Raw genomic sequence first — 25,898 nt, 5'->3', positions numbered from 1 at the left:
CCAAAAGCGGGGAGATCGCATGCGGCCCGCACCGGGTGCCTACCGGGTCGTTCCGCATACACAAGCATTCCCATTGATACGAGTGGCCCGCCGCGGACCGATCTCTCCCCTTGTGGGGGAGATGGCCGGCAGGCCAGAGGGGGGTAGATCGTTCGCATCTGCCCTGAACGCATCTTCTCAGGAGCCCCGTCATGTCTCTCATTGATGAAATCGATTATGGCACTCCTGCTTCCACATCCGAAAAGCCGGTGACGCTGACGATCGACGGGCGTGAGATTACCGTGCCGGAAGGAACCTCGATCATGCGTGCCTCGATGGAGGCCGGTATCGAGGTGCCGAAGCTTTGCGCCTCGGACATGATGGAAGCCTTCGGTTCCTGTCGCCTCTGCCTCGTCGAGATCGAGGGACGCGCCGGCATGCCGGCCTCCTGCACGACACCGGTCGCACCCGCCATGGTGGTGTCTACCCAGACCCAGCGGCTGAAGGACGTTCGCCGCGGCGTCATGGAGCTCTATATCTCCGACCACCCGCTCGACTGCCTGACCTGTGCCGCCAACGGCGATTGCGAATTGCAGGACATGGCGGGCGCCGTAGGCTTGCGCGACGTGCGCTACGGCTATGACGGCTCCAACCACGTCACGGCGCGCAACAATGGGGAAGCCAACCTCAAATGGGCGCCGAAGGACGAGTCCAATCCCTATTTCACCTATGATCCGGCGAAGTGCATCGTCTGCTCGCGCTGCGTACGCGCTTGCGAGGAGGTGCAGGGCACCTTCGCGCTGACGATCAGCGGACGTGGCTTCGATTCTCGCGTTTCCGCCGGCATGAACGAGGACTTCGTCTCGTCCGAATGCGTCTCCTGCGGCGCCTGCGTGCAGGCCTGCCCGACGGCGACGCTGACGGAAAAGTCAGTGATCGAAATCGGCCAACCGGAGCATTCGGTGATCACCACCTGCGCCTATTGCGGCGTCGGCTGCTCGTTCAAGGCGGAAATGCGCGGCGAGGAACTGGTGCGCATGGTGCCGTGGAAAGATGGCCAGGCGAACCGCGGCCATTCCTGCGTCAAGGGCCGCTTTGCCTATGGCTATTCGAGCCATAAGGACCGCATTCTCAATCCGATGATCCGCGAGAGGATCTCTGATCCGTGGCGCGAGGTCACCTGGGAAGAAGCCTTTGCGCATGTGGCTTCCGAGTTCCGCCGCATCCAGTATCAATATGGCCGCGATTCCGTCGGCGGCATCACGTCGTCCCGCTGCACCAATGAGGAGACCTATCTGGTGCAGAAGCTGGTGCGCGCCGGCTTCCGCAACAACAATGTCGACACCTGCGCCCGTGTGTGCCATTCGCCGACCGGCTACGGCCTCGGCCAGGCCTTCGGTACTTCGGCCGGCACCCAGAATTTCGACAGCGTCGAACACACGGATGTCGCCATCATCATCGGTGCCAATCCGACCGATGGGCATCCGGTCTTCGCGTCGCGCCTGAAGAAGCGGCTGCGCGAAGGCGCCAAGCTGATCGTCATCGATCCGCGGCGGATCGATCTCGTCCGCTCGGCCCATGTCGAGGCGTCCTACCATCTGCCGCTGAAACCCGGGACCAACGTGGCCATCCTGACGGCGTTGGCGCATGTCATCGTCACCGAAGGGCTTGCCAACGAAGCCTTCATCCGTGAGCGCTGCGACTGGTCGGAATTCGAGGATTGGGCGGTTTTCGTCGCCGAACCCCATCACAGCCCGGAAGCGACAGAGGCCTACACTGGCGTTCCCGCCGAACTGGTTCGCGGCGCCGCGCGGCTCTACGCCACCGGCGGCAACGGCGCAATCTATTACGGGCTCGGGGTTACCGAACACAGCCAAGGCTCGACGACGGTGATGGCGATCGCCAACCTCGCCATGGTGACCGGCAACATCGGCCGGCCGGGTGTAGGCGTCAATCCGCTGCGCGGCCAGAACAACGTCCAGGGCTCGTGCGACATGGGCTCCTTCCCGCACGAGCTCCCGGGCTACCGCCACATTTCCGACGATGCGACGCGCGAGACTTTCGAAAAGCTCTGGGGCGTGACTCTCAACAACGAGCCCGGGCTTCGCATACCCAACATGCTGGATGCCGCCGTCGAGGGTACTTTCAAGGCGCTTTACATCCAGGGAGAGGATATTCTCCAGTCCGACCCGGATACCAAGCATGTGGCCGCCGGCCTTGCCGCGATGGAATGCGTCGTCGTGCACGACCTGTTCCTCAACGAGACGGCCAACTATGCCCACGTCTTCCTGCCCGGCTCGACCTTCCTCGAGAAGGACGGCACCTTCACCAATGCCGAACGGCGCATCAACCGCGTGCGCCGGGTTATGACGCCACGGAACGGCTATGCCGATTGGGAAGTGACGCTGAAGCTTGCCCAGGCCATGGGGCTCGACTGGAAGTATCGCCATCCGTCCGAGATCATGGACGAGATCGCCGCGATGACGCCGAGCTTCGCCATGGTCTCCTACGACTATCTGGACAAGATGGGCTCGGTGCAGTGGCCGTGCAACGAAAAGGCGCCGCTTGGCTCGCCGATCATGCATATCGACGGCTTCGTGCGCGGCAAGGGCAAGTTCATCCGCACCGAATATGTGGCGACGGACGAGCGGACCGGTCCGCGCTTCCCGCTGCTGCTGACCACCGGCCGAATCCTCAGCCAGTACAATGTCGGCGCCCAGACGCGGCGCACCGACAACGTCGTCTGGCATGCGGAGGATCGCCTGGAGATTCATCCGCACGATGCCGAGCAGCGCGGCATCCGCGATGGCGATTGGGTCAGGCTCGCCAGCCGTGCGGGCGAAACGACACTCAGGACGCTGATTACCGATCGCGTTGCGCCGGGCGTCGTCTATACGACCTTCCATCATCCGACGACGCAGGCGAACGTCATCACCACGGATTTCTCAGACTGGGCGACCAACTGCCCGGAATACAAAGTGACCGCGGTACAGGTTTCGCCGTCGAACGGCCCATCCGATTGGCAGCGCGATTATGATGAACAGGCGCGCCAGTCGCGTCGGATTGCCGGCAAGCTGGAGGCAGCGGAGTAGGAGCGGGATGGCGAAATCGCGATTTTCCTCCTTGCGGACTTCCGCTATGCCCGTCGAGGTGCGGAGTGTCTGACATGGCTCGTTTCAAGACGACCTTCAAGATTCCCGAGGCTGCGTGGCGCGCCGGCGCTCTCGTCACCCAGTCGCGCGTCGTGCCGGAGGAGACGCCTATCGCGCTCACCTATGGCGGATCGACGCATGCGGTGATGATGGCGACGCCCGGAGATTTCGAAGATTTCGCCGTCGGCTTCAGCTTGACCGAAGGTATCATCACCGATCCCGACCAGATCGAAAACATCGATGTCGTCGCCGAGGATAAGGGCATCGACCTGCAGATCACGCTCAAAGACGAGCTGAACGAGGCTTTGCGCCTGCGCCGCCGCCATATGGCAGGGCCTGTCGGCTGTGGCCTCTGCGGTATCGAATCGATCGAGCAGGCCGTTCGCGCCACCCCGGATGTCTCGGCTTCACCGCTCAGGCTCTCGCAGCAGGACGTGATCAAGGCGGTCGCGCTTCTCAACGGCCAGCAGCCGCTGCACTTCGAAACACGCGCCGTGCACGGTGCGGCTTTCTATGTGCCGGGACGAGGCTTGATTGCCGTCCGTGAGGATGTCGGTCGACACAACGCGCTCGACAAATTGACCGGTGCCGCGGCGCGCGCCGGCTTCAAGGGCGCGGAAGGCGCCGTCGTCGTCACATCGCGCGTGTCCGTCGAAATGGTCCAGAAGACTGCGATCGTTGGAAGCCCGGTGATCATCGCCATTTCGGCGCCGACGGCGCTCGCCATACGCACAGCACAGGAGGCCGGCATGACGCTCATTGCGCTGGTGCGCGGCGACGAATTCGAAATCTTCACCCATGCCGAGCGCATTGATACCGGAGCTGTTGCCGATGTCGCCTGACAATCTTAATGCAAAGCTTATCTACATGGCGAACCAGATCGCCACCTTCTTCCAGAGCCAGCCGGCCGAAGTGGCGGCTCAAGGGGTGGCGACGCATATCAACAAATATTGGGAGCCACGCATGCGGCGGAAGCTTTTCGAGCACATCGAGCGGGGTGGCGAAGGACTGAACCCGCTGGTGATCGAGGCGGCTTCAAAGATCCGCCGCCCGGAGGCGGCATAGCCCGGCTCACTCGCGCCGAAACGAAAAGGCCGCATCACCGATGGTGGAGCGGCTTTTTTTCAGAACGGGCCGAAGCTCAGGCGGCGAGTTCTTCGACGTCTCTTTCCTTGAACATGCGCGCAAGATTGAGGAAGCAGATCATGCCGGATTCATTGGCAATGATGCCTTCCGCGGAGCTCTTGTCGAAGGAGCTGGTCACTTCCGGTACCGGCTGCACCTGACTGCCTTGAACGGTAAGAATATCGGAGACGCGGTCGACCACGAGGCCGATGACCATGCTGTGAACTTCCGCGACGACGATGGCGCTGCGCTCGTTGGCGACGGTCGATTTCATGCCGAGCTTATGGGCAAGGTCGATGATCGGGATCACCGTGCCGCGCAGGTTCATCACGCCGATCACTTCCGGCGGCGAATGCGGGATCGGCGTCGAGGGCGCCCAGCCGCGAATCTCGCGAATCGTCGTGGTCTTGACGCAAAATTCCTGTTCATGGAGGCGGAACGCTATGATCTCGAGCGTCTCGCCGTCAAATCCGGCCATCCTCAGTGTGCCTGTCATCGAAAGGTCCTTCCAGCTTTCCGGTCGACGCCCGCGGCGCGACCTCGCCAAACTTGTGACGCTCCCGTGGATGCTGTCCGCAAGCGGCAAGCGCCTTTCCAATCAGGAGTGGTGTGGTCCGCCGACGGCATCCGGCGAGGGCGCAAGCTGCATCATGCGCGGGGAACCCGCTTTGCGCTTTGGAAGGGCACTTTAGTCTCGGATTCGTTAAGACTTGATTTTGAGCGGTTCCGAAATGCGTTCCGCCCCAGCCTTGCGTAGTGTGGCCCGAGGCGGAACAACCCGGAGATCAGACGGATGCAAGCACGGCCGCGAAATGCTCGACCGCCCAATCGACCTGATCTTCGGTAATGACGAGCGGTGGTGCTATGCGGATCGTGTCGCCATGGGTGTCCTTGGCGAGAATGCCGCGCTCCTTCAACGCTTCGCAGTACTTGCGGGCGCCGCCGGCTTCCGGAACCAATTCGACGGCGAGCATGAGGCCGCGGCCGCGCACATCCTTGATGATGTTGGAACGAATGTCGCGCAGGCCGCTCTGGAAGCGCTCGCCCATGCGGGCCGAGTTTTCAATCATGCCCTCCTCGGTGAGCGCCTTCAGCGCCGCTCTGGCAATCGCGCAGGCGAGCGGATTGCCGCCGAAGGTCGATCCGTGCTGCCCGGGTTTCAAGACGCCGAGCACTTGCGAATTGGAGAGCACGGCGGAGACCGGATAAAAGCCGCCGGACAGCGCCTTGCCGATCAGCGTCACGTCCGCTTCGATGCCTTCGTGCTCCTCGGCAAGCAGCTTGCCGGTGCGGCCGAGCCCCGTCTGAATCTCGTCGAGAATGAGAGTAATGCCGTGTCTGGTGCAAAGCTCGCGAACCGCCGGGAAATATCCGGTGGGCGGCACGACCACTCCCGCCTCACCCTGAATCGGTTCGACGAGAAAGGCGACGGTGTTTTCGGTGATCGCTTCACGAAACGCGTCGATGTCGCCGAAGGGGACGATCTTGAAGCCCGGCGCGAAGGGCCCGAAGCCGGTGCGCGCATCCGGATCGGTCGAGAAGCCGACGATGCCCATGGTGCGCCCGTGGAAATTGTTGGAGCAGACGATGATTTCGGCCTTGTCATCGGCGACGCCCTTGACCTCGTATCCCCACTTGCGAACGGCCTTGATCGCCGTCTCCACCGCTTCGGCGCCGGAATTCATCGGCAGCACCTTGTGCGAGCCGGTGAGGGCTGCGACCTCCTCGTAGAAATGCGCGAGCTGGTCGTTGCGGAAGGCACGCGATGTGAGCGTCAGCTTCTGCGCCTGCTCGATCATCGCCTCGAAGATCTTCGGGTGGCAATGGCCCTGGTTGACGGCGGAATAGGCCGACAGACAGTCAAGATACCGGTTGCCATCGATGTCCCAGACATAGACGCCCTCGCCGCGCGACAGCACCACGTCGAGGGGCTTATAGTTGTGGGCGCCGAGCCGGTATTCGGTTTCGATCAAGGCTGCGGTCGTCGTCATCAATCGTTCTCCGGTTTATCTATCCAGCGGGCGCCATCGGGGATCCGCGGTGTCGTTGAGTATGTCTGCACGTAACTCTCAGGCGCTGCGGGTCGGCCGGTCAAAGATACGCCGGCCGAAGAGGCTCGCCGTCAGCTCCACCAGGATGCGCGCGCTCTTGCCGCGATCGTCGAGGAAAGGGTTGAGTTCCACAACGTCGAGAGACGAAACGAGACCGCTGTCGCAGAGCATCTCCATGATCAGATGGGCTTCTCGCAAGGTGGCGCCGCCCGGAACGGTCGTGCCGACGCCGGGGGCGATTTCCGGATCCATGAAATCGACGTCGAGGCTCACATGCAGCAAGCCGTTGGCGGCGCGAACGTCATTGAGAATTTCGCGGATTATGTTGGCCATGCCCATCTCGTCGACGGCACGCATGTCATAGACATTGACGCCGTTTTCGGCGATTTCCTCTCGCTCGCGCGCGTCGACCGAGCGGATGCCGACCTGATAGACCCTCTTCGGGTCGACCAGCGGTCGGTCGCCGGCGAGGATCGGAGCGAATTCCGCTTCGCCGCAGAAGAAGGCGACGGGCATGCCGTGCATGTTGCCGGAAGGCGACGTGAGCGGCGAATTGAAGTCGGCATGGGCGTCGAGCCACAGCACGAAGAGCGGCCGCCCGAGTTCGTCGGCATGGCGGGCCATGCCGGAGACGCTGCCCATCGATAGGGCATGGTCGCCGCCGAGAATGATCGGGAAATGGCCTTTGCGGGCGGTCTCATGCACGGCGTCATGCAGCGCTCGGGCAAAGGCTCCGACCATCTGCAAATTGTTGGCGCCCGGATGATTGGCAAGGTCGCGTGCCGGCAGCGGGCGGACATCGCCCTCGTCGTGAACCGTATGGCCAAGTTCCGCAAGCACCGTATCGATGCCGGCGATCCGTAGCGCCGTCGGCCCCATAGCCGCGCCGCGACGTCCCGACCCTTCCTCGATCGGTGCGCCGATCAGCGTGATGCTCTTCATGTCCGCCCTTTTCCTCTTTTGAATACCTCGAAGTCAGGCAGATTATCATCAAAACCTGTGGCGGCAAAAAGATGGAAAACTGCCGATCGGAAGGCTATAATCAACAGATTGATAGGTCGCATTTGTCAAAGTGATACTGGATGGATGATCTCGATCAGATGCTTATCAGCGCGCTCAGGCAGAATGCCCGCACGCCTGTATCAAAGCTTTCTGCCATGACCGGCGTATCACGCGCGACCGTTGCCGCCCGTATCGACAGGCTGGTGGCGAACGGAACGATCGCGGCCTTCACAATCCGGACGGGATCGGAAATCCCCGCTTCCGGTGTCCGGGCCGTCGTCATGATCGAGGTCCATGGCAAGATGGCCGACCGCGTTGCCGAGCAATTGCGCGGCCTGCCGCAGGTGAGGGCGCTGCACAGCACCAACGGGCGGTGGGACTTCATCGCCGAACTCGAGGACCGCGATCTTGTCAGTTTTGACGAGACACTACGGCGGATCCGTCTCATCGATGGTATTAGCGTCACGGAAACGAACATTCTTCTGAAGACCAGCAAGATGACTGCGTTCTGATCGCGGCCCCATTCGGCCGGGAAAACTCCGAGCTTGAGCATTTTTGTTCTTGATTTGTTCCGAGCCGCCGATAAGATATTCCACCTCAGCGAACAAGGGAGGATGTCATGCCCATCTATGGTGGCGGGCCAGCGGCGCGACAGATTTGCATAAAACTGTTCGTCAGACATGGTGACGAGGAGCAGGCAATCGCCTTCTACCGTGACGTCCTCGGTGCCGAGCTTCTCCAGCGGCATGAATGGAGCGGCGTTTTGACGAGCGCCGATCTCATCATAGGCGACTCGATCTTCCGGGTGGCCGGTGCCAATCCACGCAGGGACGCTGAACCGCGGCTCGGCGGCCCGCGCTCGCCGCATGCGCTCGGAACAACCGCGGCGATCCTCGAGCTTCACGTCGATGACGTGGATCGCGTGCTGGGACGGGCGCTCGGCGCCGGCGCAAGCCTGCGCAACGCCGCCGAAACCCTGGCGACGGGAGATCGAGTCGCCGCACTCATCGATCCCTTTGGGCATATTTGGGCGCTGTTCAGCGCGACAGAGGCGACCGAGGCCGCTCACGCGTTTGGGGTCGATCGGAATGCCGCGTGAAGCACCGCAGCATCAGATTAAGCCTCCTCGTCCTAGAAGAACTCGTCGAGCAGGCAGTAGTAGAAGAGCTTTTCCGGGTCTGGGTTCGGCAAGCCACATAAGTTAAGGAATGGCTGAACCCAGTCGTTCCCCAGATTGTAGGCGATGCTGCGGCAGGCCAAAGCAATGTCCTGGTGGAGGTCGGCGACGCCGAGGCGGCCGCAATCGATGAAGCCCGCCACCCCGTCGTCCTGCACGATTATGTTGGGCAGGCAGGCGTCGCCATGCGTTACGACCAGTTGCTCGTCTCTCGGCCTGCGTGCCCCAAGTTCACCGAAAAGGTCTTTTGCCGTCCTGCCCAGCCGCACATCATCGAAATCGGCTTCGTCGACAAGGCCCGCTTCCATCCGCGCCTTCGCCATCGCGATGCTGGTTTCCAAACGGCGGTCGAAGGGGCAGTCAGCGATGTCGAGCTGGTGCAGTCGGCGGAGGGCCTCGGCAAGAATTGTGATGCGTTGACCGGGCGCGAGCGGTGAGGACGCGAGGTCGACGCCCTCAACGGCTTCCATCATCAGCCAGTTTCGCTCGGCATGAACCTCATGGGCAAGGATCCGCGGGCAGGGCAGGCCCTTTGCCGCGAGCCACTCCAACCGCGCCGCCTCCTGCGCCAACTCGGCGAAAGGGCCGGCGCGTTCTTGTTTCAGAACAAGGCGGGCTCGACCCTCTGCCTTGAGCAGGAACACGGTCGACGCGGATTGCCCGAGAGTGTCCTTTTCGAACGAGTAGCCCGCCAGTCTGGCGCGGAATCTGGGCGGCAACTCGATTTCTTGCGTTTGCATGGATAAACTCGACAGTTGATCTTGCGCAGCTCTCGGGAGCCGCAGCCGATAGTCGTATCGCTCAGCTTCCAAGGGAGGTTGTCCCTCAGCCCGCCGCCGCGACCTCTCCCCGTTCGCGGGGCGAAGGGACTCGCCACGAGCTCTCAATGCCTCTCTCCGCCTGCGGGGAGAGGGTCAGGGTGAAGGGGCAGTCGCGCCTAGTATTCCCTTTCGTAGAATATGCCGCCGGCCGCGGAGCCGTCTCCGGCTGCCTCGCCCTTGAGCTTCACGCCCCGGCCGACATCGAGGTTGATGATCGCCTTGCTGGAGGCCGAATCCGAGCCCTGCTGCAGTTCGATATAGGTCCGGTCGTTGAGGTATTTGCCGGCGCGGAGTTGAGCGCCACCGCTTTCGTCCGTCGTGATGTCGAGGTCGTCGACGCCGAGCTTGTTGCGCAGGCCGTCGAGCAGCGAGGTCGAGCTGCCACCGGCAAGCTGGCTGGCGGCGGAGGCAAGCTGGGCGATCTGGAATGCCGACAGGTTGTTGAGCGACCGGTTGAAGATCAATTGCGCCAGGATCTCATCCTGCGGCAGCGCCGGAGAGGAGGAGAAGGTTACCGCCGGATTGTTGGCGGGCCCGGCGATATTGACGGTGATGGTCGTCGAACCGGCCGTCGAGGTCGCGTCGAGATCGAGGGTCGGGATCAGGGCGCCGCCGAAGCCAATATGGCCTTCTGTGAACGTCAGGCGCTTGCCAAGGATTTCGAGTCGCCCGCGACGCATGTCGAAGTCGCCGGAAACGATCGGTTGGACGGCAGTGCCGCGTATGGTCAGGTCGCCGCCGAGTTCGGCATCGATGCCGCGCCCGCGCACGAAAAACTGTCCTGGCGAACTGACTGCGAGATCGAAGGCGATGATGCCGCCGGCTCTGGCTCCGGCGCCTGCGGACGTGTCCTTGCGTATGTCGCTTGCCATCTGTCGCACTCTGGCCGGCGCGTTCCTGTGCTTGATGTCGATCTCCGAGAGCGAGGTCGGCAACTTCTCCGGAACGGTGATCGCCGCTCTGCGTATCGTCAGCCTGCCGCCGAGCACAGGCGTGGCAACGAGCGGGCCTCTCAGCGTCAGGTCGCCAACGAGATTTGCCGTGAAGAGCGTGCCATCGACATAGGTGGCGTTGTTCAGACGAATCCGCAGGTCCGCCGGGAAGCCGGAACCCGCCGCGACCCCGATCGTTCCGCTCGCCTCGACCGTTCCGCCGGTGGCGAGATTGGCGGAGAGCCTGGAAATCGTCGCCTGCCTGCCATCAAGCGCGATATTGGCAGCCAGATTGTTGAGGGCGAGATTGCGGCGGACGTCGACGAGCCGGCCGCCGCTTGTGGTGATCGTACCGGTAATCTGCGGCGCCCTGGCCGATCCGGTGAGCGAAAGATCGACGGTGGCCGATCCGGTGAGCGTGAAGCCCCTCTCCGCCATGGTGTTGGCGAGCAGCGCGAAGGGCACATCGCCGGCAAATTTCATCGACATCGGCATGTTTCCACCGACGTCGACATGGCCACCGCCCCGGAAGGAGAGGCGGCCTGGTCCGGACACCGTGGCGTCGAGCGTAAGGCGATTGTTGGCGAAACGCCCTTTCACGACGACCTCGAGCGCCGCGACGCCGGCGCCGCGCGCTGCCGCAACCGAGGCGCCGCGCCATCTAAGATCATAGGTGACGACCGGAGCGGCCGCGCTTCCCTCCACCTCGACCGTGCCGTCGATCGTGCCTTCGGCGCCGAGCGTCTGCGCGAAAGTGTTGATCAGAGCGGCCGGCAGCGCGTTGAGTTTTGCCGAAATGTCGAGCGTTGCGCCCGCCGTACCGGCGACGGCAATGGTGCCGTTCGACGCCTGGATCGTCAGAGCGTCGAGCCGCACGCTTCCGTTCTCGACCACAACCGCAGTCGGCCTTGCGAGTTTCAGCGGGATCTTCTTCGGCGTTGCCGCAAAGGAGGCTAGGCGGATTTCGGTGCGACCGCCGATTGCCACCATGTCGCCTTTGGCCGCGAGTGGTCCGCCGTCATATCTGCCGTCGATCGAGAATCCCGTTCTGCCGCCCTGCTGGTCGAAGACAAGCGTGAGCCCCGAAACGCGGTTTTGCCCCTGGGCGATGCTTTCCGCCTTGATGCTGCCGTTGATGGCAAGCTTTGCGACGTCGGCGATGCTGATGTCGGCGGCCGGCTTGGCGATTGTCAAGGCGTCGCGCTGGATGCTGTTGCCCGTCGCCTTGAGCGAGACGGAGGTGATGCCGTTGGCGGTGCGCACGGTTGCCGATCCCGCGAGGTCACCGGAAGCTTTCTGGCCGGCCATTGCCGCGAGCAGACCGAGGTCGGGGAGGTTGAATTCGAGAGTGCCATCCGGCTTGAAGTCCGGCGTCAGGTTGATCGCCCCCGTCAGCCGATTATCGCCGATCTTCGCTTCCAGGGTCGGGATCGCGGTGCGGCCGCCCTCGGAGATCACATCGGCCCGAACGTCGATCGGCTGGCCGTCCAGTCCGCCCGTCGCCGTCAGTTTCGCCTGCGGGCTACCCGGTTTCGCCGTCGCGTCGGCTTTGATTACCAGATCCGTCAGCGAACGGCCGGCCAGCATCGCGCCGCTGGAGGTCAATTCCGCCTTGATGCCGATCTCGTCGAGGCGACCGGAAATGTCGGCGGTGAATGCCGCCTCGCCTTGCGCGTCGGCGAGCAATTTGCCGAGATCGGGCAGGGCGCCCTCGACCGCAGCCGTCAGTGCGCCTTCGCTAAACGTCGCAGAACCGCTGGCATCGACCGTGCCGGATTTGATATCGAGCGCACTGAGCTTGATATTGCCGTTTCCGCCGGTTTCGACGGTTCCGGAAATCGCGATGGTCTTGTCGAACTTCGTTGCGAGGCCGGGCGGCAGCAGGCCGGGTTCGGCGAAGAATTTGAAGCTCGCTTCCGCGGTCGTATCGGTCCGGTCGAGACTGCCGGTGACGTTGCCGCGGAAGCCGGCGCTTTCGACCGTCAGCGGATCGAAGCGAATGCGGTCGTCGGTGACGGCGATCGAACCTTTTGCGGCGATATCCTGTGCGGCGATGTTGGCCGATCGCACCGAACTGATCGACGCGGCGCTCCAGGCGAGATCGTATGCGACCACCGGCGCCTGCGCTGGACCTTCGACCTCGACGGTGCCTGCGATCAGGCCTTGCGCGCCGAGCGTCGGCGCAAAGGTGTCGATCAGGACCGCAGGCAGGGCGTCGATCCCTGCCGTGATCTCAAGCCTATCGCCGGCCGTGCCGGTGACGGCAATGCTGCCGGACGAGGCTTGGACCGTCAGAGCGTCGAGCCGCGCGACGCCGTTCTCGATGGCGACGACGGCCGGCCTTGCGAGCTGCAGCGGGATCTTCTTCGGCGTTGCCGCAAAGGAGGCGAGGCGGATTTCGGTGCGGCCGGCATTGCTTGTGAGATCGCCCGTCGCCGTCACCGGCGCACCGTCATATTCGCCCCCGAGCGAAAAGCCGGTTTTTTCCGCCTGCCGGTCGAAAACGAGGCTGGCATTCGCTATGCGGTTTTGCCCCTGGGCGATGCTTTCCGCCTTGATGCTGCCGTTGATGGCAAGCTTTGCGACGTCGGCGATGCTGATGTCGGCGGCCGGCTTGGCGATTGTCAAGGCGTCGCGCTGGATGCTGTTGCCCGTCGCCTTGAGCGAGACGGAGGTGATGCCGTTGGCGGTGCGCACGGTTGCCGATCCCGCGAGGTCACCGGAAGCTTTCTGGCCGGCCATTGCCGCGAGCAGACCGAGGTCGGGGAGGTTGAATTCGAGAGTGCCATCCGGCTTGAAGTCCGGCGTCAGGTTGATCGCCCCCGTCAGCCGATTATCGCCGATCTTCGCTTCCAGGGTCGGGATCGCGGTGCGGCCGCCCTCGGAGATCACATCGGCCCGAACGTCGATCGGCTGGCCGTCCAGTCCGCCCGTCGCCGTCAGTTTCGCCTGCGGGCTACCCGGTTTCGCCGTCGCGTCGGCTTTGATTACCAGATCCGTCAGCGAACGGCCGGCCAGCATCGCGCCGCTGGAGGTCAATTCCGCCTTGATGCCGATCTCGTCGAGGCGACCGGAAATGTCGGCGGTGAATGCCGCCTCGCCTTGCGCGTCGGCGAGCAATTTGCCGAGATCGGGCAGGGCGCCCTCGACCGCAGCCGTCAGTGCGCCTTCGCTAAACGTCGCAGAACCGCTGGCATCGACCGTGCCGGATTTGATATCGAGCGCACTGAGCTTGATATTGCCGTTTCCGCCGGTTTCGACGGTTCCGGAAATCGCGATGGTCTTGTCGAACTTCGTTGCGAGGCCGGGCGGCAGCAGGCCGGGTTCGGCGAAGAATTTGAAGCTCGCTTCCGCGGTCGTATCGGTCCGGTCGAGACTGCCGGTGACGTTGCCGCGGAAGCCGGCGCTTTCGACCGTCAGCGGATCGAAGCGAATGCGGTCGTCGGTGACGGCGATCGAACCTTTTGCGGCGATATCCTGTGCGGCGATGTTGGCCGATCGCACCGAACTGATCGACGCGGCGCTCCAGGCGAGATCGTATGCGACCACCGGCGCCTGCGCTGGACCTTCGACCTCGACGGTGCCTGCGATCAGGCCTTGCGCGCCGAGCGTCGGCGCAAAGGTGTCGATCAGGACCGCAGGCAGGGCGTCGATCCCTGCCGTGATCTCAAGCCTATCGCCGGCCGTGCCGGTGACGGCAATGCTGCCGGACGAGGCTTGGACCGTCAGAGCGTCGAGCCGCGCGACGCCGTTCTCGATGGCGACGACGGCCGGCCTTGCGAGCTGCAGCGGGATCTTCTTCGGCGCCGCCATAAAGGAGGCGAGGCGGATTTCGGTGCGGCCGGCATTGCTTGTGAGATCGCCCGTCGCCGTCACCGGCGCACCGTCATATTCGCCCCCGAGCGAAAAGCCGGTTTTTTCCGCCTGCCGGTCGAAAACGAGGCTGGCATTCGCTATGCGGTTTTGCCCCTGGGCGATGCTTTCCGCCTTGATGCTGCCGTTGATGGCAAGCTTTGCGACGTCGGCGATGCTGATGTCGGCGGCCGGCTTGGCGATTGTCAAGGCGTCGCGCTGGATGCTGTTGCCATTCGCTTTGACTACGACCGAGGTGACGCCGTCGGCGGTGCTAATCGTCGCGGAACCGGCAAGATCGCCGGATGCCTGTTGGCCGGCCATGGCGGCGAGCAGACCGAGGTCGGGTAGGGTGAAGTCGACCGTGCCGTCCGGTTTGAAGTCGGGCGTTAGGTTGAGCGCGCCCGTTAGCCGGTTGTTGCCGATTTTTGCTTCCAGGGTCGGGATCGAGGTGCGACCGTCCTCGGAGATCACATCGGCCCGAACGTCGATCGCTTGACCGTCGAGACTGCCGGTCGCCGTCAGTTTCGCCTGCGGGCTATCCGGCGTCGCCGTCGCATCGGCATTCACCACCAGATCGGTGAGCGCGCGCCCGGCGAGCGTCACACCGCTGGAAGTCATTTCCGCCTTGATGCCGAGCTTGCTCAGCGGACCGGATGCTGCGGCGTGGAAGGCCGCCGTGCCTTTGGCATCGGCAAGCAACCTGCCGAGATCAGGCAGGGTGCCTTGAATATCCGCCGTCAGCGTTTCGCCTGCGAGCGCAACGGAGCCCGAGGCCTCCACAGTTCCGGATTTGACGTCGAGGCCGCTCACCTGAACTCTGCCGTCCTCCTCGGTCTCGACATTGCCGGAAAGAGCAATCGTACCGTCGAATTTGCCGGCCAGTGCCGGCGGCAGCACCTGGGGTACGGCGAAGAGCTTGAAGGCCGCTTCGATGGACGCATCGGCCCGCTTCAGGCTGCCAGTGACAGTGCCGCCGATACTGGCACTCTCGATCGTCAAGGGATCAAAACGGATGGCCTCCGGCGTGACGGCAAGCGTGCCGTCCGCTTTCAACGGCGCCCGTATCGCCCGATCGAGATCGGCGCTTGAAAACCGGCTCTCGCTTATCTGGACTGTCGTCTGCAGCGACCCGGACTGGGTTTCCAGGTTGAAGGCATCGCTTTGCGCCGAAAGCCGAACGGCGCTGAGTTCCCCGTGCGGCAGCTGGACGGACGAAACGTCGGCGGCGACGTCGAGGATTGCCGATTGGCCGTCTCCGATCAGCGACAGATTGGCGGTGTTGATCAGTGCCCGGAGCTCGCCTTGTTCCAGCGGCCAACGGAAATCGATCGCGCCGCTCATGCCGGTAAGGCTTGCCTGAAGATTGTTCTCACCTTGGCTGTTGACCGTTCCGGAAGCATTGAGCGTCAGCGCCCCGGTCGAAAGCTTGCCGGCCTCGATTTTGACCAGGCTCTTGCCATCGAATGCGGCCGTCAGATCGATGCTGGTCGTCCCCTCGAAGAGCGGCTTGAAAACCGCAGGCATCAGCGAACCGAGGGCGCCGCCACCGGAAACCGTAAGCCTGTGCATCCCCTCGCTCGCCAGCACATGGCGCCCGTTGAGACGGAGGACCTCGGTGCCATCGAGTGCGGCTGTGCCCGATCCCGTCCAGTCGGAGAGCGGGCCCTCTCCGGTCAGCGTCATGTTGATGGCGGGCTCGCCCGGCAGGCGAAGCAGCTTGGTGACCAGGCCGCCCTTCGGTTCGGCGATCTGCGCTTCGAGTTTCAGCTGGTTGCCGGCAGGATTGAAAACGAGATCGGCGACTGCGCGTGCCTCCGGGCGGTCGCGCTGGGCGGCGTCAAAGGCAAGCGCAATGCTGGAATTGGTGGCATCCACCTTACCGTTCGCCGTCAGAAACTGGTCCTGACCGGCGATCTCTTTTCCGACCACGAACTCCTTGAGGTCGAAGGCATCGATCTTTACGTCGACAGGAAGGGCGAGTGTCGAGCGCACTTCCTTCGTTTCGGTCGACGGAATCGGCAGCCGCTCCAGGCGGATCGAACCTGCCGAGATGTTGCTCGCGTCGAAGCGGAGCGAGAACAGTTCCGCCGGCGACCAATGGACCGACAGGTCGCGAACCTCCCCGTAGATGCCCTCTCCGTCGAAGAGCGTCACCGTCCCCGCCGTGAAATCGCCGGTCAGCAACGCGCTTGGATCCGAGATGCGGACGATCTGGTCAGGGGTTGCCGCATATTTCTCGAGAGCCCATGCGACGACACGCGCGCCGGGTACAGTGAAGCCTAAGAACGCGACGAGCAGAAGGAGCACGACCACGAGCGTGCCGAGGACGGCAAAAAAGTAGCGCAGTGTGGCTCCAAGAATGCGGATGACCTGATTCATGTCCTATCCATAGCCTATGTTGCGCCGCTCTGGAATCGGCAGAACGGAAAGGCTTTGCCCGTGGGCGGATTTGCCAATTCTAGCACGGCACGCCAGCAAATTCAGAAGGACTGGCCGATGCCTGCATAAATGCCATAGTCGGTGCCGCCGGGATATTTGTTGAGTGGCACAGCGAAATCGAGTCGTATCGGCCCGAAGGGCGTCGCATAACGCAGGCCAATGCCAGCGCCGGTACGAATGTCAGAGAAATCCGGTGTCGTGCTCGCCGACACGCTGCCGGCGTCGATGAACGGCACGATGCCGATCGTCTCGGTGACCGCAATGCGGGCTTCGAGCGAGCCGCTCACATAGGAGCGGCCGCCGGTCAGATCGTTGCTGGCGTTGCGCGGACTGATTTCCTGATAGGAATAGCCGCGCACCGACCCCCCTCCGCCAAGGAAGAAGCGCCGGGTCGCCGGTATATCGGCAAGTTCGTCGCCGCCGACAAGCACACCGGCGCCAAGCTTGCCGGCCAGCACGAAACGCTTTTCGCTGCCGAGCGCATAGTAGCCGGACGCGGAGGCTTCGAACGAGCTGAAGAAGGTCTTGCCCTCGATCTCGTAGCTCGGCCTGGCATTGATCAGCGCCCGATAGCCTTCGGTCGCGTTGAGCTTGTCGTCGCGCGTATCCCGGACATATTCGAGCGGAATGCTGGCGGTGAGATAGGAATTCGAACCGAACGCGTCTTCGATATCCGCCCAACCGAGCTCCGCGCCGACGGACGCCGTATCCTGCGGCGAAAGCTCGAAGCCTGCTCCGACCGCGGCCGTGATCGTCTTTGCGCGATAGGCATCGGGATCGACGATGGCGGCCCTGACACTTGCGGTGAAGGTCGATGCAGGTCCGAAGGCGCCGGGTTTGGCGAAGAGAACAGCGGCGGAATAGTCGAGGCCGCCGACATCCGTCGTCTCGCCGATACGGTCGACCGATCCTTCAATCCGAAGCGATTCCGCCCGGCCGAAGAGGTTGCGGTGGCCCCAATAGCCCTGGAGACCGAGGCCGTCCGTCGTCGAGACCTGCCCTCCGAAGCCGAAATAGCGGTGTTTGCCTTCTGACACCTGAATGTTCATCGGCATCGTGCCGTCCGGCGCGAGTGCATCGGCTTCGTTGATCGTGACGCTCGAAAAGACGTTCAGCAGGCGCAGGCGCTCGGCAGCCTTGCGTATGTTTTCCGGCGAATAGGGCCGGCCGTGATTGAGCCGGGAATAGTCTCTGACGAATTCCGGATCGACGGTCTTCGTACCCGTGACCGTGAGTTGCCCGACCGGGGCAACCGGTCCGCCGTCGGCGCTGATCGTCACGTCGACCGTGGACGTGGCATGGTCGGCGATGACGCTGCGTTCGGTAAGCTTCGCCAGCGGCCGGCTCTGTTCCTTCAGATCATTGACGATCTGCTCGCCCGCTTTGATGATCAGCGTCGAGTCGGCGCGGGCGCCACGCTTCAGATCGTAGGTGGCAGGATCGAGCCCTTTGGCATCGCCTTCCAACCTCACCGAACCTAGTGTGAACGCGGGCCCAGGCGTGATGCTGACGGTGACCGGCACCGCCTTGTCATCGGGAAAGGATGGATCCGGTGGCAGGCTGTCGATGTCCTGCCCGTTGATGAGGATGCTGACCGTTCCCCCGTAGCGCGCCTTTTCATAAAGCGCTGCGAGGATGCGCTCCCGGTCGTCGCGAGCCTTGATCGCAAGGCCTAAGTCGCCGGAGACTGGCTCTTCCTTGTCCTGGAAGAGTCGCGAACTGTTTTCGAGCGCCTCGCGCAGTTCCTCATCGTCCGTTCCGGTCTCGAAGGTCAGCGCGTAATTGACCGGGTCGATCACCTGCGCCTCCTCTTCGGCGCTTTCGAAGAAGCGCATGCCGAAGATTCTGATTGCGTGGGCCGGATCGGCGAAAAACGGACCGAGCGCCGCCGAGGCCGCAATGGCGAGCGCCGTCGCTGCCTTCCAGTACGCGATACTCGACCGTGGTGGAGACATTCCTCTCCGCATCCCGTTTCAGGCGACTCTTTACTCACTACCTGCATGTGCGGCAATGGTCACCATAGCATGGCAAAGTTTTCCATTTGTTAACGATCACGGGGTGCCGCATCCACCACTCAGGGCGAGAATCGCCCGGAAATCGGGGAAAAAGCGCCTGTATGTTGTCTCCAGGGCACAAAAAAGCCCCGGATTGCTCCGGGGCCGCCATGCCTCTTGTTGAAACGTATGCTTCAGCGCGGGCAGGAGTCGATGTAGCGGCGACCGTAGCGATCACGGTAGTAGCACTGGCCGGGCTGCTCGGTGACGTGGCCGATGACCGCGCCGGACACGCCGCCGATTGCCGCGCCGACAGCAGCTCCGCGAACGTTGCCGGTGACCGCGCCGCCGATGATTGCCCCGGAAACGGCACCGATGCCGGCACCCTTCTCCGTCTGCGTGCAGCTTGCAACCGACAGGGCGACCAGCACCAGTGCGATGGCTTTTTTCATGTTGTCCTCTCCGATCTCTACGGATTTCAGCCTTCGCTTCGTCCGTGCCTTGGGTGAAAAGAAGGCCGACGGAACGCCGCCTCCACTTGAACTTGCATTCGGAAAATAACCCGCCGCCCAGGAAAGTCCACTGGAGGCGACGAATCTTCCCGCCGCAAGATAATGCGATCTTTCCTGAACAGAAGATGAAGGCGCTGTTTCCGGCGTTACATGCGGCGCCGGATTTTTTTGCCCTGCGGTGGCCTGAGACGGTTGCGACATTTTAAAAAAAGACAAATGATACAATGTCGCCATGTCGGTTCGGAGGAGGGCCGCTGGCAAGGGCATTGATATCAGTGGCGCGTACTTTGGGTCGCGTGAACATATCTCACCCGATTTGAAGCCGCGCTCATCCTGGCACTGACCGACCCCCCGGAGGAGCGAAATGGCGAAAATAACGATGACGGTCAACGGCCGCGACGTCAGCGGCGTCTGCGATGACCGGACGTTGCTGGTGCACTTTATCCGCGAAAACCTCGGATTGACCGGGACGCATGTCGGCTGCGACACCGCACAGTGCGGCGCCTGCGTCATCGATCTCGACGGGCAATCGGTGAAAAGCTGTTCGATCCTCGCCGCACAGGCCGCGGGCTCGTCGATCACAACGATCGAAGGACTGGCGCAGAATGGCGAACTTCACCCGGTCCAGGCGGCTTTCAAAGAGCATCACGGCCTGCAATGCGGCTTCTGCACGCCCGGCATGGTGATGACGGCCGTCGACATGATCCGCCGCCATGGCAGCACTCTGGACGAGGCAACGGTGCGTGCCGAGCTCGAAGGCAATATCTGTCGCTGCACCGGCTATCATAACATCGTCAAGGCGATCCTGGCTGCCGCCGCCGAAATGGGCGGTGCCCGTCAGGCTGCGGAATGAGCGCGGAAACCGCTCGACCGGAATTTCGCTGCAGAACTTCGCTGAATATTCGAGCGGGACGAGGAAAAGTGTATGCGGTTTTCCGCTCGCATCCGACTCTAACTACTAGAATCGATCACGTTCATGATTTCGGGTTGTCGCAAGCCAAAAGCATCGTGATCTCGGGAGGAGATAGCAATGGGCGTTGAAGGCATTGGCGCGCGGGTAGCGCGCAAGGAAGACAAGCGCTTCCTGATCGGCAAGGGGCGCTACACCGACGACATGACGGTGCCGGGAATGAAATACGCTGTCTTTGTACGCAGTCCGCACGCGCATGCGACGATCGCCAGGATCGATGCAACGGCGGCCAAGGCGATGCCCGGCGTCATCGACGTGCTCGACGGTAAGCAACTGCTTGGCGATGGTATCGGCAATATCATTTGCGGCTGGATGATCCATTCGAAGGACGGCTCGCCGATGAAGATGGGCGCCTGGCGGCCGCTTGCCGACAAGACCGTGCGCTATGTGGGCGATGCCGTTGCCATTGTGGTCGCCGACAGTGTTGCCGAAGCACGCGACGCCGCGGAGGCGGTGGTCGTCGACTACGAGCCGCTGCCGGTGGTCACCGATCCGGTGGATGCCATGGCCGAAGGCCAGCCGCAGATCCATCCGGAAGCCCAAAACAACCTGATCTTCGATTGGGAACTCGGCGATGCTGCTGCGGTCGACCGGGCGATTGCAGGTGCGGCGCATGTCACGGAGCTGAAGATTTATAACAACCGTCTGTCGCCCAATGCGATGGAGCCGCGCGCCACGCTCGGCATCTACGACGCGGGCGACGATCACTATACCTGCTATACGACGAGCCAGAATCCGCATTTGGCACGGCTCGTGATGAGCGCCTTCTACAATGTCGCGCCGGAAAACAAGCTAAGAGTGATCGCCCCTGATGTCGGCGGCGGCTTCGGCTCGAAGATCTACATCTATCCGGAGGAAATCGTCTGCCTCTGGGCCTCGAAGCGGACCGGTGTGCCGGTGAAATGGACCTGCGACCGCACAGAGGCCTTTTTGACGGATGCGCATGGCCGCGATCACGTGTCGACGGTGAAGATGGCGTTCGACGCCAACAACCGGATCACCGCGTTGAAGGTCGATACGATCGCCAATCTCGGCGCCTACATGTCGCTCTTCTCCTCCTGCGTGCCGACTTATCTCTATGCGACGCTGCTCTCCGGGCAATACGATATCCCGGCGATCCATGCCAATGTCCGCACCGTCTACACCAACACCGCTCCGGTCGATGCCTATCGTGGCGCCGGGCGCCCGGAGGCGACCTATCTCCTCGAACGCACGATGGAAACCGCGGCGCGCGAACTTGGCCTGTCGCCAGCCGAAATCCGGCGCATCAACTTCATCCGTTCCTTCCCGCACCAGACGCCGGTGATCATGAATTACGACGCGGGAGATTATGAAACGTCGCTGAGTGCGGCGATGGCGGCCGCCGACTGGAACGGCTTTGCAACGCGTAGGGCAGAGGCCGAGCGGCGCGGCATGAAGCGTGGCATCGGCATGAGTTGTTATATCGAGGCTTGCGGGCTGGCGCCTTCCGCCGCGGCCGGCTCGCTCGGCGCCGGCGTCGGGCTGTGGGAATCGGCGGAGGTCAGGGTCAACGCGGTCGGAACGATCGAGGTGATGACCGGTTCGCACAGCCACGGCCAAGGGCATGAAACGACCTTTGCCCAGCTCGTCGCCGAGCGGTTCGGCGTGCCGATCGACAGCGTCAATATCGTTCACGGCGATACGGACAAGGTGCAGATGGGCATGGGCACCTACGGCTCGCGCTCGGGGGCCGTCGGCATGTCGGCGGTCGCCAAGGCGCTCGACAAGGTGGAGGTGAAGGCGAAGAAGATCGCCGCTCACCTGATGGAGGCGGACGAGAGCGACATCGTCATCGAAAACGGCGAGCTCAAGGTCGCCGGCACCGACAAGGCGGTTCCCTGGTTCCAGATGGCGCTTGCCGCCTATACCGCCCACAACCTGCCTGCCGGCATGGAACCCGGCCTCAAGGAGGGCGCCTTCTACGATCCGGCCAATTTTACGTTCCCGGCTGGCTGCTATATCTGCGAGGTGGAGGTCGATCCTGAGACGGGTCAGACGAAGATCGTCCAGTTTGTCGCGGCGGACGATTTCGGCAATATCATCAATCCGATGATCGTCGAGGGACAGGTGCATGGCGGGCTTGCGCAGGGCATTGGCCAGGCGCTGCTCGAAGGCGTGCACTACGACGAGAGCGGCCAGTTGTTGACGGCGAGCTACATGGACTACGCCATGCCGCGGGCCGACGACCTGCCGTCCTTCAAGGTATCGACCTCGAACACGCCCTGCCCGAACAATCCCCTCGGGGTCAAGGGCTGCGGCGAAGCGGGTGCGATCGGTTCGCCGCCGGCGCTGATCAACGCGATCACCGATGCGATCGGCAACAATACGCTCACCATGCCCGCCACACCTCAGAAGGTCTGGGTGGCGATGCATTCCAGCAATTGATCCGGAGGACGGGAGATGTACGAGACGAATTACCACAGAGCCTCGTCGGTCCAGGAGGCAATCAAGCTGATGGGCGATGCGGCCGAAGGAAAATATCTTTCGGGAGGCATGACGCTCATCCCCACGATGAAGCAGCGGCTTGCTGCGCCGAGCGATCTGATCGATCTCCGCCACATCGGCGAAATGAAGGGAATCACCGTCACCGGCCGGTCGGTACGGATCGGCGCGGCAACCACCCACGAAGAGGTTGCCACCTCCGCCGAGCTCAAAGCGGTCTGTCCCGCCATTTGCGGGCTGGCCAGCCAGATCGGCGATCCGCATGTGCGTCACATGGGCACGATCGGCGGCTCCATCGCCAACAACGATCCGGCGGCCGATTATCCGGCCGCGATGCTGGCGCTCGATGCGGTGATCGTCACCAACAATCGCGAGCTCACGGCGGGCGACTTCTTCACCGGCCTCTTCGAAACGGCGCTGGAGGAGGGCGAGATCATCACCGCCGTCCGCTTCGAGGCGCCCGCTAAGGCCGCTTACCAGAAGTTCCGCAACCCCGCCTCGCGCTACGCGATCACCGGCGTCTTCGTTGCGCAGCGCGACAATGGCGATGTTCGTGTTGCCGTCACCGGCGCGGGCTCGAACGGCGTCTTCCGCCACCAGGGCCTCGAGGCGGCGCTTGCCGCCAATTGGTCACCGGACGCCGTCGCAAACGTGACGGTCGACGCTGCCGATTTGCTTTCCGATCTCCATGCGAGTGCTGCCTATCGCGCCAACCTCGTCAAGGTGATGACGAAACGCGCCGTGGCGGCGGCCTGAGGGCCTACTTAGGTATTGAAAAGGGCGGCTGCGGCCGTCCTTTTTTGCGGATTGCTTGACTTCGATCAATGTTGAGGGGATTGAGTTGCACTAGCCATTTTGGAATAGTTCAAAAGAGGCCTTTTGCCGCAGGTGTGTGGCGGGACCTTTTCCGGGGTTGACCCCCGGTCGCTTTGAATGAAGAAAGGCGGCAGGGCACTGGAGTTGATGATGGATTTCGAGAGTTTCTTCAAAGACGAGCTGGACGGACTGCATCAGGAAGGCCGCTATCGGGTTTTCGCTGATCTTGCTCGCCAGCGCGGTGAGTTCCCGAAGGCGACGCGCTACACGGCAGACGGCACCCAGGAAGTCACGGTCTGGTGCTCGAACGACTATCTCGGCATGGGCCAGAATCCGATCGTCACGGAAGCGATGAAACGCGCCATCGACGAATGCGGCGCCGGTGCAGGCGGAACGCGCAACATCTCCGGCACCAATCACTATCATGTCCTGCTCGAGCGCGAGCTCGCCGACCTGCACGGCAAGGAATCGGCGCTGCTGTTCACCTCCGGCTACGTCTCGAACTGGGCAGCACTCGGAACGCTCTGTTCCAAGATTCCTGGCATCATCGTCTTCTCGGACGCCGGGAATCACGCTTCGATGATCGAGGGGATCCGTCATTCGAAATGCGAACGCGTCATCTTCAAGCACAATTCGGTGGCCGATCTCGAAGCCAAGCTCGCCGCGGCCGATCCGCGTGCGCCCAAAATCATTGCGTTTGAATCCGTCTATTCCATGGATGGCGACATCGCGCCGATCAAGGAATTCTGCGACCTCGCCGATAAATACGGCGCGATAACCTATCTCGACGAAGTGCATGCGGTCGGCATGTACGGCCCGCGTGGCGGCGGCATTGCCGAACGCGAGGGCCTGATGCATCGCCTGACGGTGATCGAAGGTACGCTCGGCAAGGCTTTCGGCGTCATGGGCGGCTATATCACCGGCTCGGCGGCGCTTTGCGATTTCATCCGCTCCTTCGCCTCCGGTTTCATCTTCACCACTGCGCTGCCACCGGCGCTGGCGGCGGGCGCGCTCGCCTCGATCCGGCATCTCAAGGAAAGCCAGGTCGAACGTTTCGCGCATCAGGAGAGGGTTCGGCGGCTACGGTCGCTGCTCGACCAGCGCGGCATTCCGCACATGGTCAATCCGAGCCATATCGTGCCGGTGATTGTCGGCGACGCGGCCAAGTGCAAGTGGATCTCCGACCTGCTGCTCGATAATTTCGGCGTCTATGTTCAGCCGATCAACTATCCGACCGTGCCGAAGAAGACCGAGCGCCTGCGCATCACGCCGACGCCGCTGCATTCGGATGCCGATATCGACCATCTGGTCGGCGCGCTGCATTCGCTTTGGTCGCGCTGCGCGCTGGCGAGGGCGGTAGCGTAAGTTTCGACGAACGAGTGCTATTGGATTGGGATGAGCCCGGCAGCCGTCTGCCGGGCTTTTTCGTCGGCGGCAAAGACATCGTCCATGGTTGCCGCCGCCGGCAGATTGGATAGCTTGTCCATCACTTTTTCGACGATTTCCGCCATGGCAAGGAAGCCGATCCGCCCCTTGATGAAGGCCTCGAGTGCGGTCTCCTTGGCGCCGTTCAGCACAGCACCCTGAACGCCGCCCGCCTCCATCGCGCGCCGCGCCAGGCGAAGCGCCGGAAAGCGGGTCTCGTCCGGTGCTTCGAAATCGAGCCGCGCGAGCTTTGCGAAATCAAGCCGTTCGATCGGCAGCGCGCAGCGCTTCGGATAGGAAAGAGCATAGCCGATGGCGGTGCGCATGTCGGGGCAGCCGAGCTGCGCAAGCACCGATCCGTCGCTGTAGCCGACCATCGAATGGATCACCGACTGCGGATGGACGACCACCTCGATCTGTTCCGGGCGAAGGCCGAAGAGATGGCGCGCCTCAATCATCTCCAGCGCCTTGTTGAACATCGAGGCGCTGTCGATCGAAATCTTCAGGCCCATCGACCAGTTGGGATGGGCGCGGGCGACGTCGGCCGTCACATGCCGCATCTCGTCGAGGGTCTTCGTGCGGAAGGGGCCGCCCGAGGCCGTCAGGATGACGCGCTCGACGGCGTGGCGCTGATCATTTTCCAGCACCTGAAAGATGGCGTTGTGCTCGCTGTCGACGGGCAAAAGCCGCCCGCCACCCCGGGCGACGGCTTCGAGAAAGAGACTGCCGGCCGAGACGAGGCATTCCTTGTTGGCAAGCGCGATATCGGCGCCGCGCCGCGCAGCCGCGAGCGTCGGGGCGAGGCCCGCATTGCCGACGATCGCCGCCATCACCCAACCGGCGTCCCGCTCAGCCGCTTCGATCAGGCCGCTGCGTCCGGCGGCGACCGCAATGCCGCTGCCGGCGAGCGCCGTCTTGAGTTCGTCATAACGATGCTCGTCGGCCGTCACCGCCAATTCCGCGCGCAGCCGGCGCGCCTGTTCGGCAAGAAGCGGTATATTGCCGTTGCCAGTCAGGGCCGCGACTTCAAAGCGGTCCCGTCCGCCGAGCCGGTCGACGACGTCGAGCGTATTGGTTCCGATCGATCCTGTGGAGCCCAGTATCGTCAGACGGCGCCTCGTGTCCTCGCCGGATGCCATTGCCAAATCCCGTATTTTTCTCGTTTTGCCAGTTAGGCTCTACAGC

The 25,898-nt window shown here is 62.9% G+C and carries 17 protein-coding genes; 9 read left to right on the top strand and 8 right to left on the bottom strand.

All coding sequences use genetic code 11. The features are described 5' to 3' along the window. The first annotated feature begins 191 nt into the window (after window positions 1-191). The 3 genes from fdhF (at window position 192) to PYH37_RS27775 (ending at window position 4,196) form a co-directional block, all read left to right on the top strand. Window positions 192-3,071, top strand: a complete 2,880-nt coding sequence (gene fdhF / locus PYH37_RS27785) for a formate dehydrogenase subunit alpha (RefSeq protein ID WP_280734691.1) — start codon at window positions 192-194, stop codon at window positions 3,069-3,071. Between the two features lie 74 nt (window positions 3,072-3,145). Then, window positions 3,146-3,973 carry a formate dehydrogenase accessory sulfurtransferase FdhD gene (gene fdhD, locus PYH37_RS27780; RefSeq protein ID WP_280734690.1) on the top strand — a complete coding sequence of 276 codons (828 nt, stop codon included), beginning with the start codon at window positions 3,146-3,148 and terminating at the stop codon, window positions 3,971-3,973. Beyond that, complete coding sequence (locus PYH37_RS27775; RefSeq protein WP_280734689.1) at window positions 3,963-4,196, top strand: formate dehydrogenase subunit delta; 234 nt, start codon at window positions 3,963-3,965, stop codon at window positions 4,194-4,196. The genes fdhD and PYH37_RS27775 overlap by 11 nt, the downstream gene beginning before the upstream one ends. Before the next feature lie 76 nt (window positions 4,197-4,272). Here PYH37_RS27775 and PYH37_RS27770 read toward each other — a convergent pair whose 3' ends face one another. The 3 genes from PYH37_RS27770 to rocF all read right to left on the bottom strand — a co-directional run bounded on the left by PYH37_RS27770 (window position 4,273) and on the right by rocF (window position 7,249). Then, window positions 4,273-4,752: a chemotaxis protein CheW gene (locus PYH37_RS27770; RefSeq protein WP_280734688.1), complete on the bottom strand. Its 480-nt coding sequence runs from the start codon at window positions 4,750-4,752 to the stop codon at window positions 4,273-4,275. A gap of 289 nt (window positions 4,753-5,041) precedes the next feature. Continuing rightward, window positions 5,042-6,247 (bottom strand): ornithine--oxo-acid transaminase, encoded by a 1,206-nt coding sequence (gene rocD, locus PYH37_RS27765; RefSeq protein ID WP_280734687.1) that lies wholly within the window; start codon window positions 6,245-6,247, stop codon window positions 5,042-5,044. 78 nt (window positions 6,248-6,325) lie between these two features. After that, window positions 6,326-7,249 (bottom strand): arginase, encoded by a 924-nt coding sequence (gene rocF / locus PYH37_RS27760; RefSeq protein ID WP_280734686.1) that lies wholly within the window; start codon window positions 7,247-7,249, stop codon window positions 6,326-6,328. A gap of 140 nt (window positions 7,250-7,389) precedes the next feature. Between rocF and PYH37_RS27755 the strand changes: the two genes are divergently transcribed. Both PYH37_RS27755 and PYH37_RS27750 read left to right on the top strand, forming a co-directional pair. Next, complete coding sequence (locus PYH37_RS27755) at window positions 7,390-7,821, top strand: Lrp/AsnC family transcriptional regulator (protein ID WP_280734685.1); 432 nt, start codon at window positions 7,390-7,392, stop codon at window positions 7,819-7,821. 107 nt (window positions 7,822-7,928) lie between these two features. Further along, entirely contained in the window at window positions 7,929-8,408 is a 480-nt protein-coding gene (locus PYH37_RS27750; RefSeq protein WP_280734684.1) for a VOC family protein, read from the top strand. Between the two features lie 32 nt (window positions 8,409-8,440). Here the strand turns inward: PYH37_RS27750 and PYH37_RS27745 are convergent, their stop codons facing one another. From PYH37_RS27745 to PYH37_RS27730, 4 genes are all read right to left on the bottom strand, one after another. Next, complete coding sequence (locus PYH37_RS27745; RefSeq protein WP_280734682.1) at window positions 8,441-9,226, bottom strand: APH(3') family aminoglycoside O-phosphotransferase; 786 nt, start codon at window positions 9,224-9,226, stop codon at window positions 8,441-8,443. Between the two features lie 197 nt (window positions 9,227-9,423). Further along, window positions 9,424-16,473: a translocation/assembly module TamB domain-containing protein gene (locus PYH37_RS27740; RefSeq protein ID WP_280734681.1), complete on the bottom strand. Its 7,050-nt coding sequence runs from the start codon at window positions 16,471-16,473 to the stop codon at window positions 9,424-9,426. Between the two features lie 101 nt (window positions 16,474-16,574). Next, complete coding sequence (locus tag PYH37_RS27735) at window positions 16,575-18,488, bottom strand: autotransporter assembly complex protein TamA (protein ID WP_280734680.1); 1,914 nt, start codon at window positions 18,486-18,488, stop codon at window positions 16,575-16,577. Window positions 18,489-18,721: 233 nt separating this feature from the next. Then, window positions 18,722-18,979 carry a glycine zipper domain-containing protein gene (locus PYH37_RS27730; protein ID WP_280734679.1) on the bottom strand — a complete coding sequence of 86 codons (258 nt, stop codon included), beginning with the start codon at window positions 18,977-18,979 and terminating at the stop codon, window positions 18,722-18,724. A 424-nt stretch (window positions 18,980-19,403) separates the two neighbouring features. On the opposite strand from PYH37_RS27730, the gene PYH37_RS27725 reads away from it, so the two are divergent. The 4 genes from PYH37_RS27725 (at window position 19,404) to hemA (ending at window position 24,653) form a co-directional block, all read left to right on the top strand. Next, on the top strand, window positions 19,404-19,892 hold the full coding sequence (locus tag PYH37_RS27725; RefSeq protein ID WP_280734678.1) for a (2Fe-2S)-binding protein: 489 nt from the start codon (window positions 19,404-19,406) through the stop codon (window positions 19,890-19,892). A 177-nt stretch (window positions 19,893-20,069) separates the two neighbouring features. Further along, window positions 20,070-22,415 (top strand): xanthine dehydrogenase family protein molybdopterin-binding subunit, encoded by a 2,346-nt coding sequence (locus tag PYH37_RS27720; RefSeq protein ID WP_280734677.1) that lies wholly within the window; start codon window positions 20,070-20,072, stop codon window positions 22,413-22,415. A 15-nt stretch (window positions 22,416-22,430) separates the two neighbouring features. Beyond that, window positions 22,431-23,228, top strand: a complete 798-nt coding sequence (locus PYH37_RS27715; RefSeq protein ID WP_280734676.1) for an FAD binding domain-containing protein — start codon at window positions 22,431-22,433, stop codon at window positions 23,226-23,228. Between the two features lie 210 nt (window positions 23,229-23,438). Continuing rightward, window positions 23,439-24,653: a 5-aminolevulinate synthase gene (hemA, locus tag PYH37_RS27710; protein WP_280735990.1), complete on the top strand. Its 1,215-nt coding sequence runs from the start codon at window positions 23,439-23,441 to the stop codon at window positions 24,651-24,653. Between the two features lie 17 nt (window positions 24,654-24,670). On the opposite strand, the gene dxr is transcribed toward hemA, so the two are convergent. Further along, window positions 24,671-25,852 (bottom strand): 1-deoxy-D-xylulose-5-phosphate reductoisomerase, encoded by a 1,182-nt coding sequence (gene dxr, locus PYH37_RS27705; RefSeq protein WP_280734675.1) that lies wholly within the window; start codon window positions 25,850-25,852, stop codon window positions 24,671-24,673. Window positions 25,853-25,898: the final 46 nt, after the last annotated feature.

This window comes from Sinorhizobium numidicum, from assembly GCF_029892045.1.
In the GTDB taxonomy this organism is placed as follows: domain Bacteria; phylum Pseudomonadota; class Alphaproteobacteria; order Rhizobiales; family Rhizobiaceae; genus Sinorhizobium; species Sinorhizobium numidicum.
This window is presented reverse-complemented; position numbering and strand designations above follow the sequence as displayed.

Coding starts and splice junctions, on each gene's coding strand:
- fdhF (WP_280734691.1), top strand. CDS start 192: ATGTCTCTCATTGATGAAATCGATTATGGCACTCCTGCTTCCACATCC.
- fdhD (WP_280734690.1), top strand. CDS start 3,146: ATGGCTCGTTTCAAGACGACCTTCAAGATTCCCGAGGCTGCGTGGCGC.
- PYH37_RS27775 (WP_280734689.1), top strand. CDS start 3,963: ATGTCGCCTGACAATCTTAATGCAAAGCTTATCTACATGGCGAACCAG.
- PYH37_RS27770 (WP_280734688.1), bottom strand. CDS start 4,752: ATGACAGGCACACTGAGGATGGCCGGATTTGACGGCGAGACGCTCGAG.
- rocD (WP_280734687.1), bottom strand. CDS start 6,247: ATGACGACGACCGCAGCCTTGATCGAAACCGAATACCGGCTCGGCGCC.
- rocF (WP_280734686.1), bottom strand. CDS start 7,249: ATGAAGAGCATCACGCTGATCGGCGCACCGATCGAGGAAGGGTCGGGA.
- PYH37_RS27755 (WP_280734685.1), top strand. CDS start 7,390: ATGGATGATCTCGATCAGATGCTTATCAGCGCGCTCAGGCAGAATGCC.
- PYH37_RS27750 (WP_280734684.1), top strand. CDS start 7,929: ATGCCCATCTATGGTGGCGGGCCAGCGGCGCGACAGATTTGCATAAAA.
- PYH37_RS27745 (WP_280734682.1), bottom strand. CDS start 9,226: ATGCAAACGCAAGAAATCGAGTTGCCGCCCAGATTCCGCGCCAGACTG.
- PYH37_RS27740 (WP_280734681.1), bottom strand. CDS start 16,473: ATGAATCAGGTCATCCGCATTCTTGGAGCCACACTGCGCTACTTTTTT.
- PYH37_RS27735 (WP_280734680.1), bottom strand. CDS start 18,488: ATGTCTCCACCACGGTCGAGTATCGCGTACTGGAAGGCAGCGACGGCG.
- PYH37_RS27730 (WP_280734679.1), bottom strand. CDS start 18,979: ATGAAAAAAGCCATCGCACTGGTGCTGGTCGCCCTGTCGGTTGCAAGC.
- PYH37_RS27725 (WP_280734678.1), top strand. CDS start 19,404: ATGGCGAAAATAACGATGACGGTCAACGGCCGCGACGTCAGCGGCGTC.
- PYH37_RS27720 (WP_280734677.1), top strand. CDS start 20,070: ATGGGCGTTGAAGGCATTGGCGCGCGGGTAGCGCGCAAGGAAGACAAG.
- PYH37_RS27715 (WP_280734676.1), top strand. CDS start 22,431: ATGTACGAGACGAATTACCACAGAGCCTCGTCGGTCCAGGAGGCAATC.
- hemA (WP_280735990.1), top strand. CDS start 23,439: ATGGATTTCGAGAGTTTCTTCAAAGACGAGCTGGACGGACTGCATCAG.
- dxr (WP_280734675.1), bottom strand. CDS start 25,852: ATGGCATCCGGCGAGGACACGAGGCGCCGTCTGACGATACTGGGCTCC.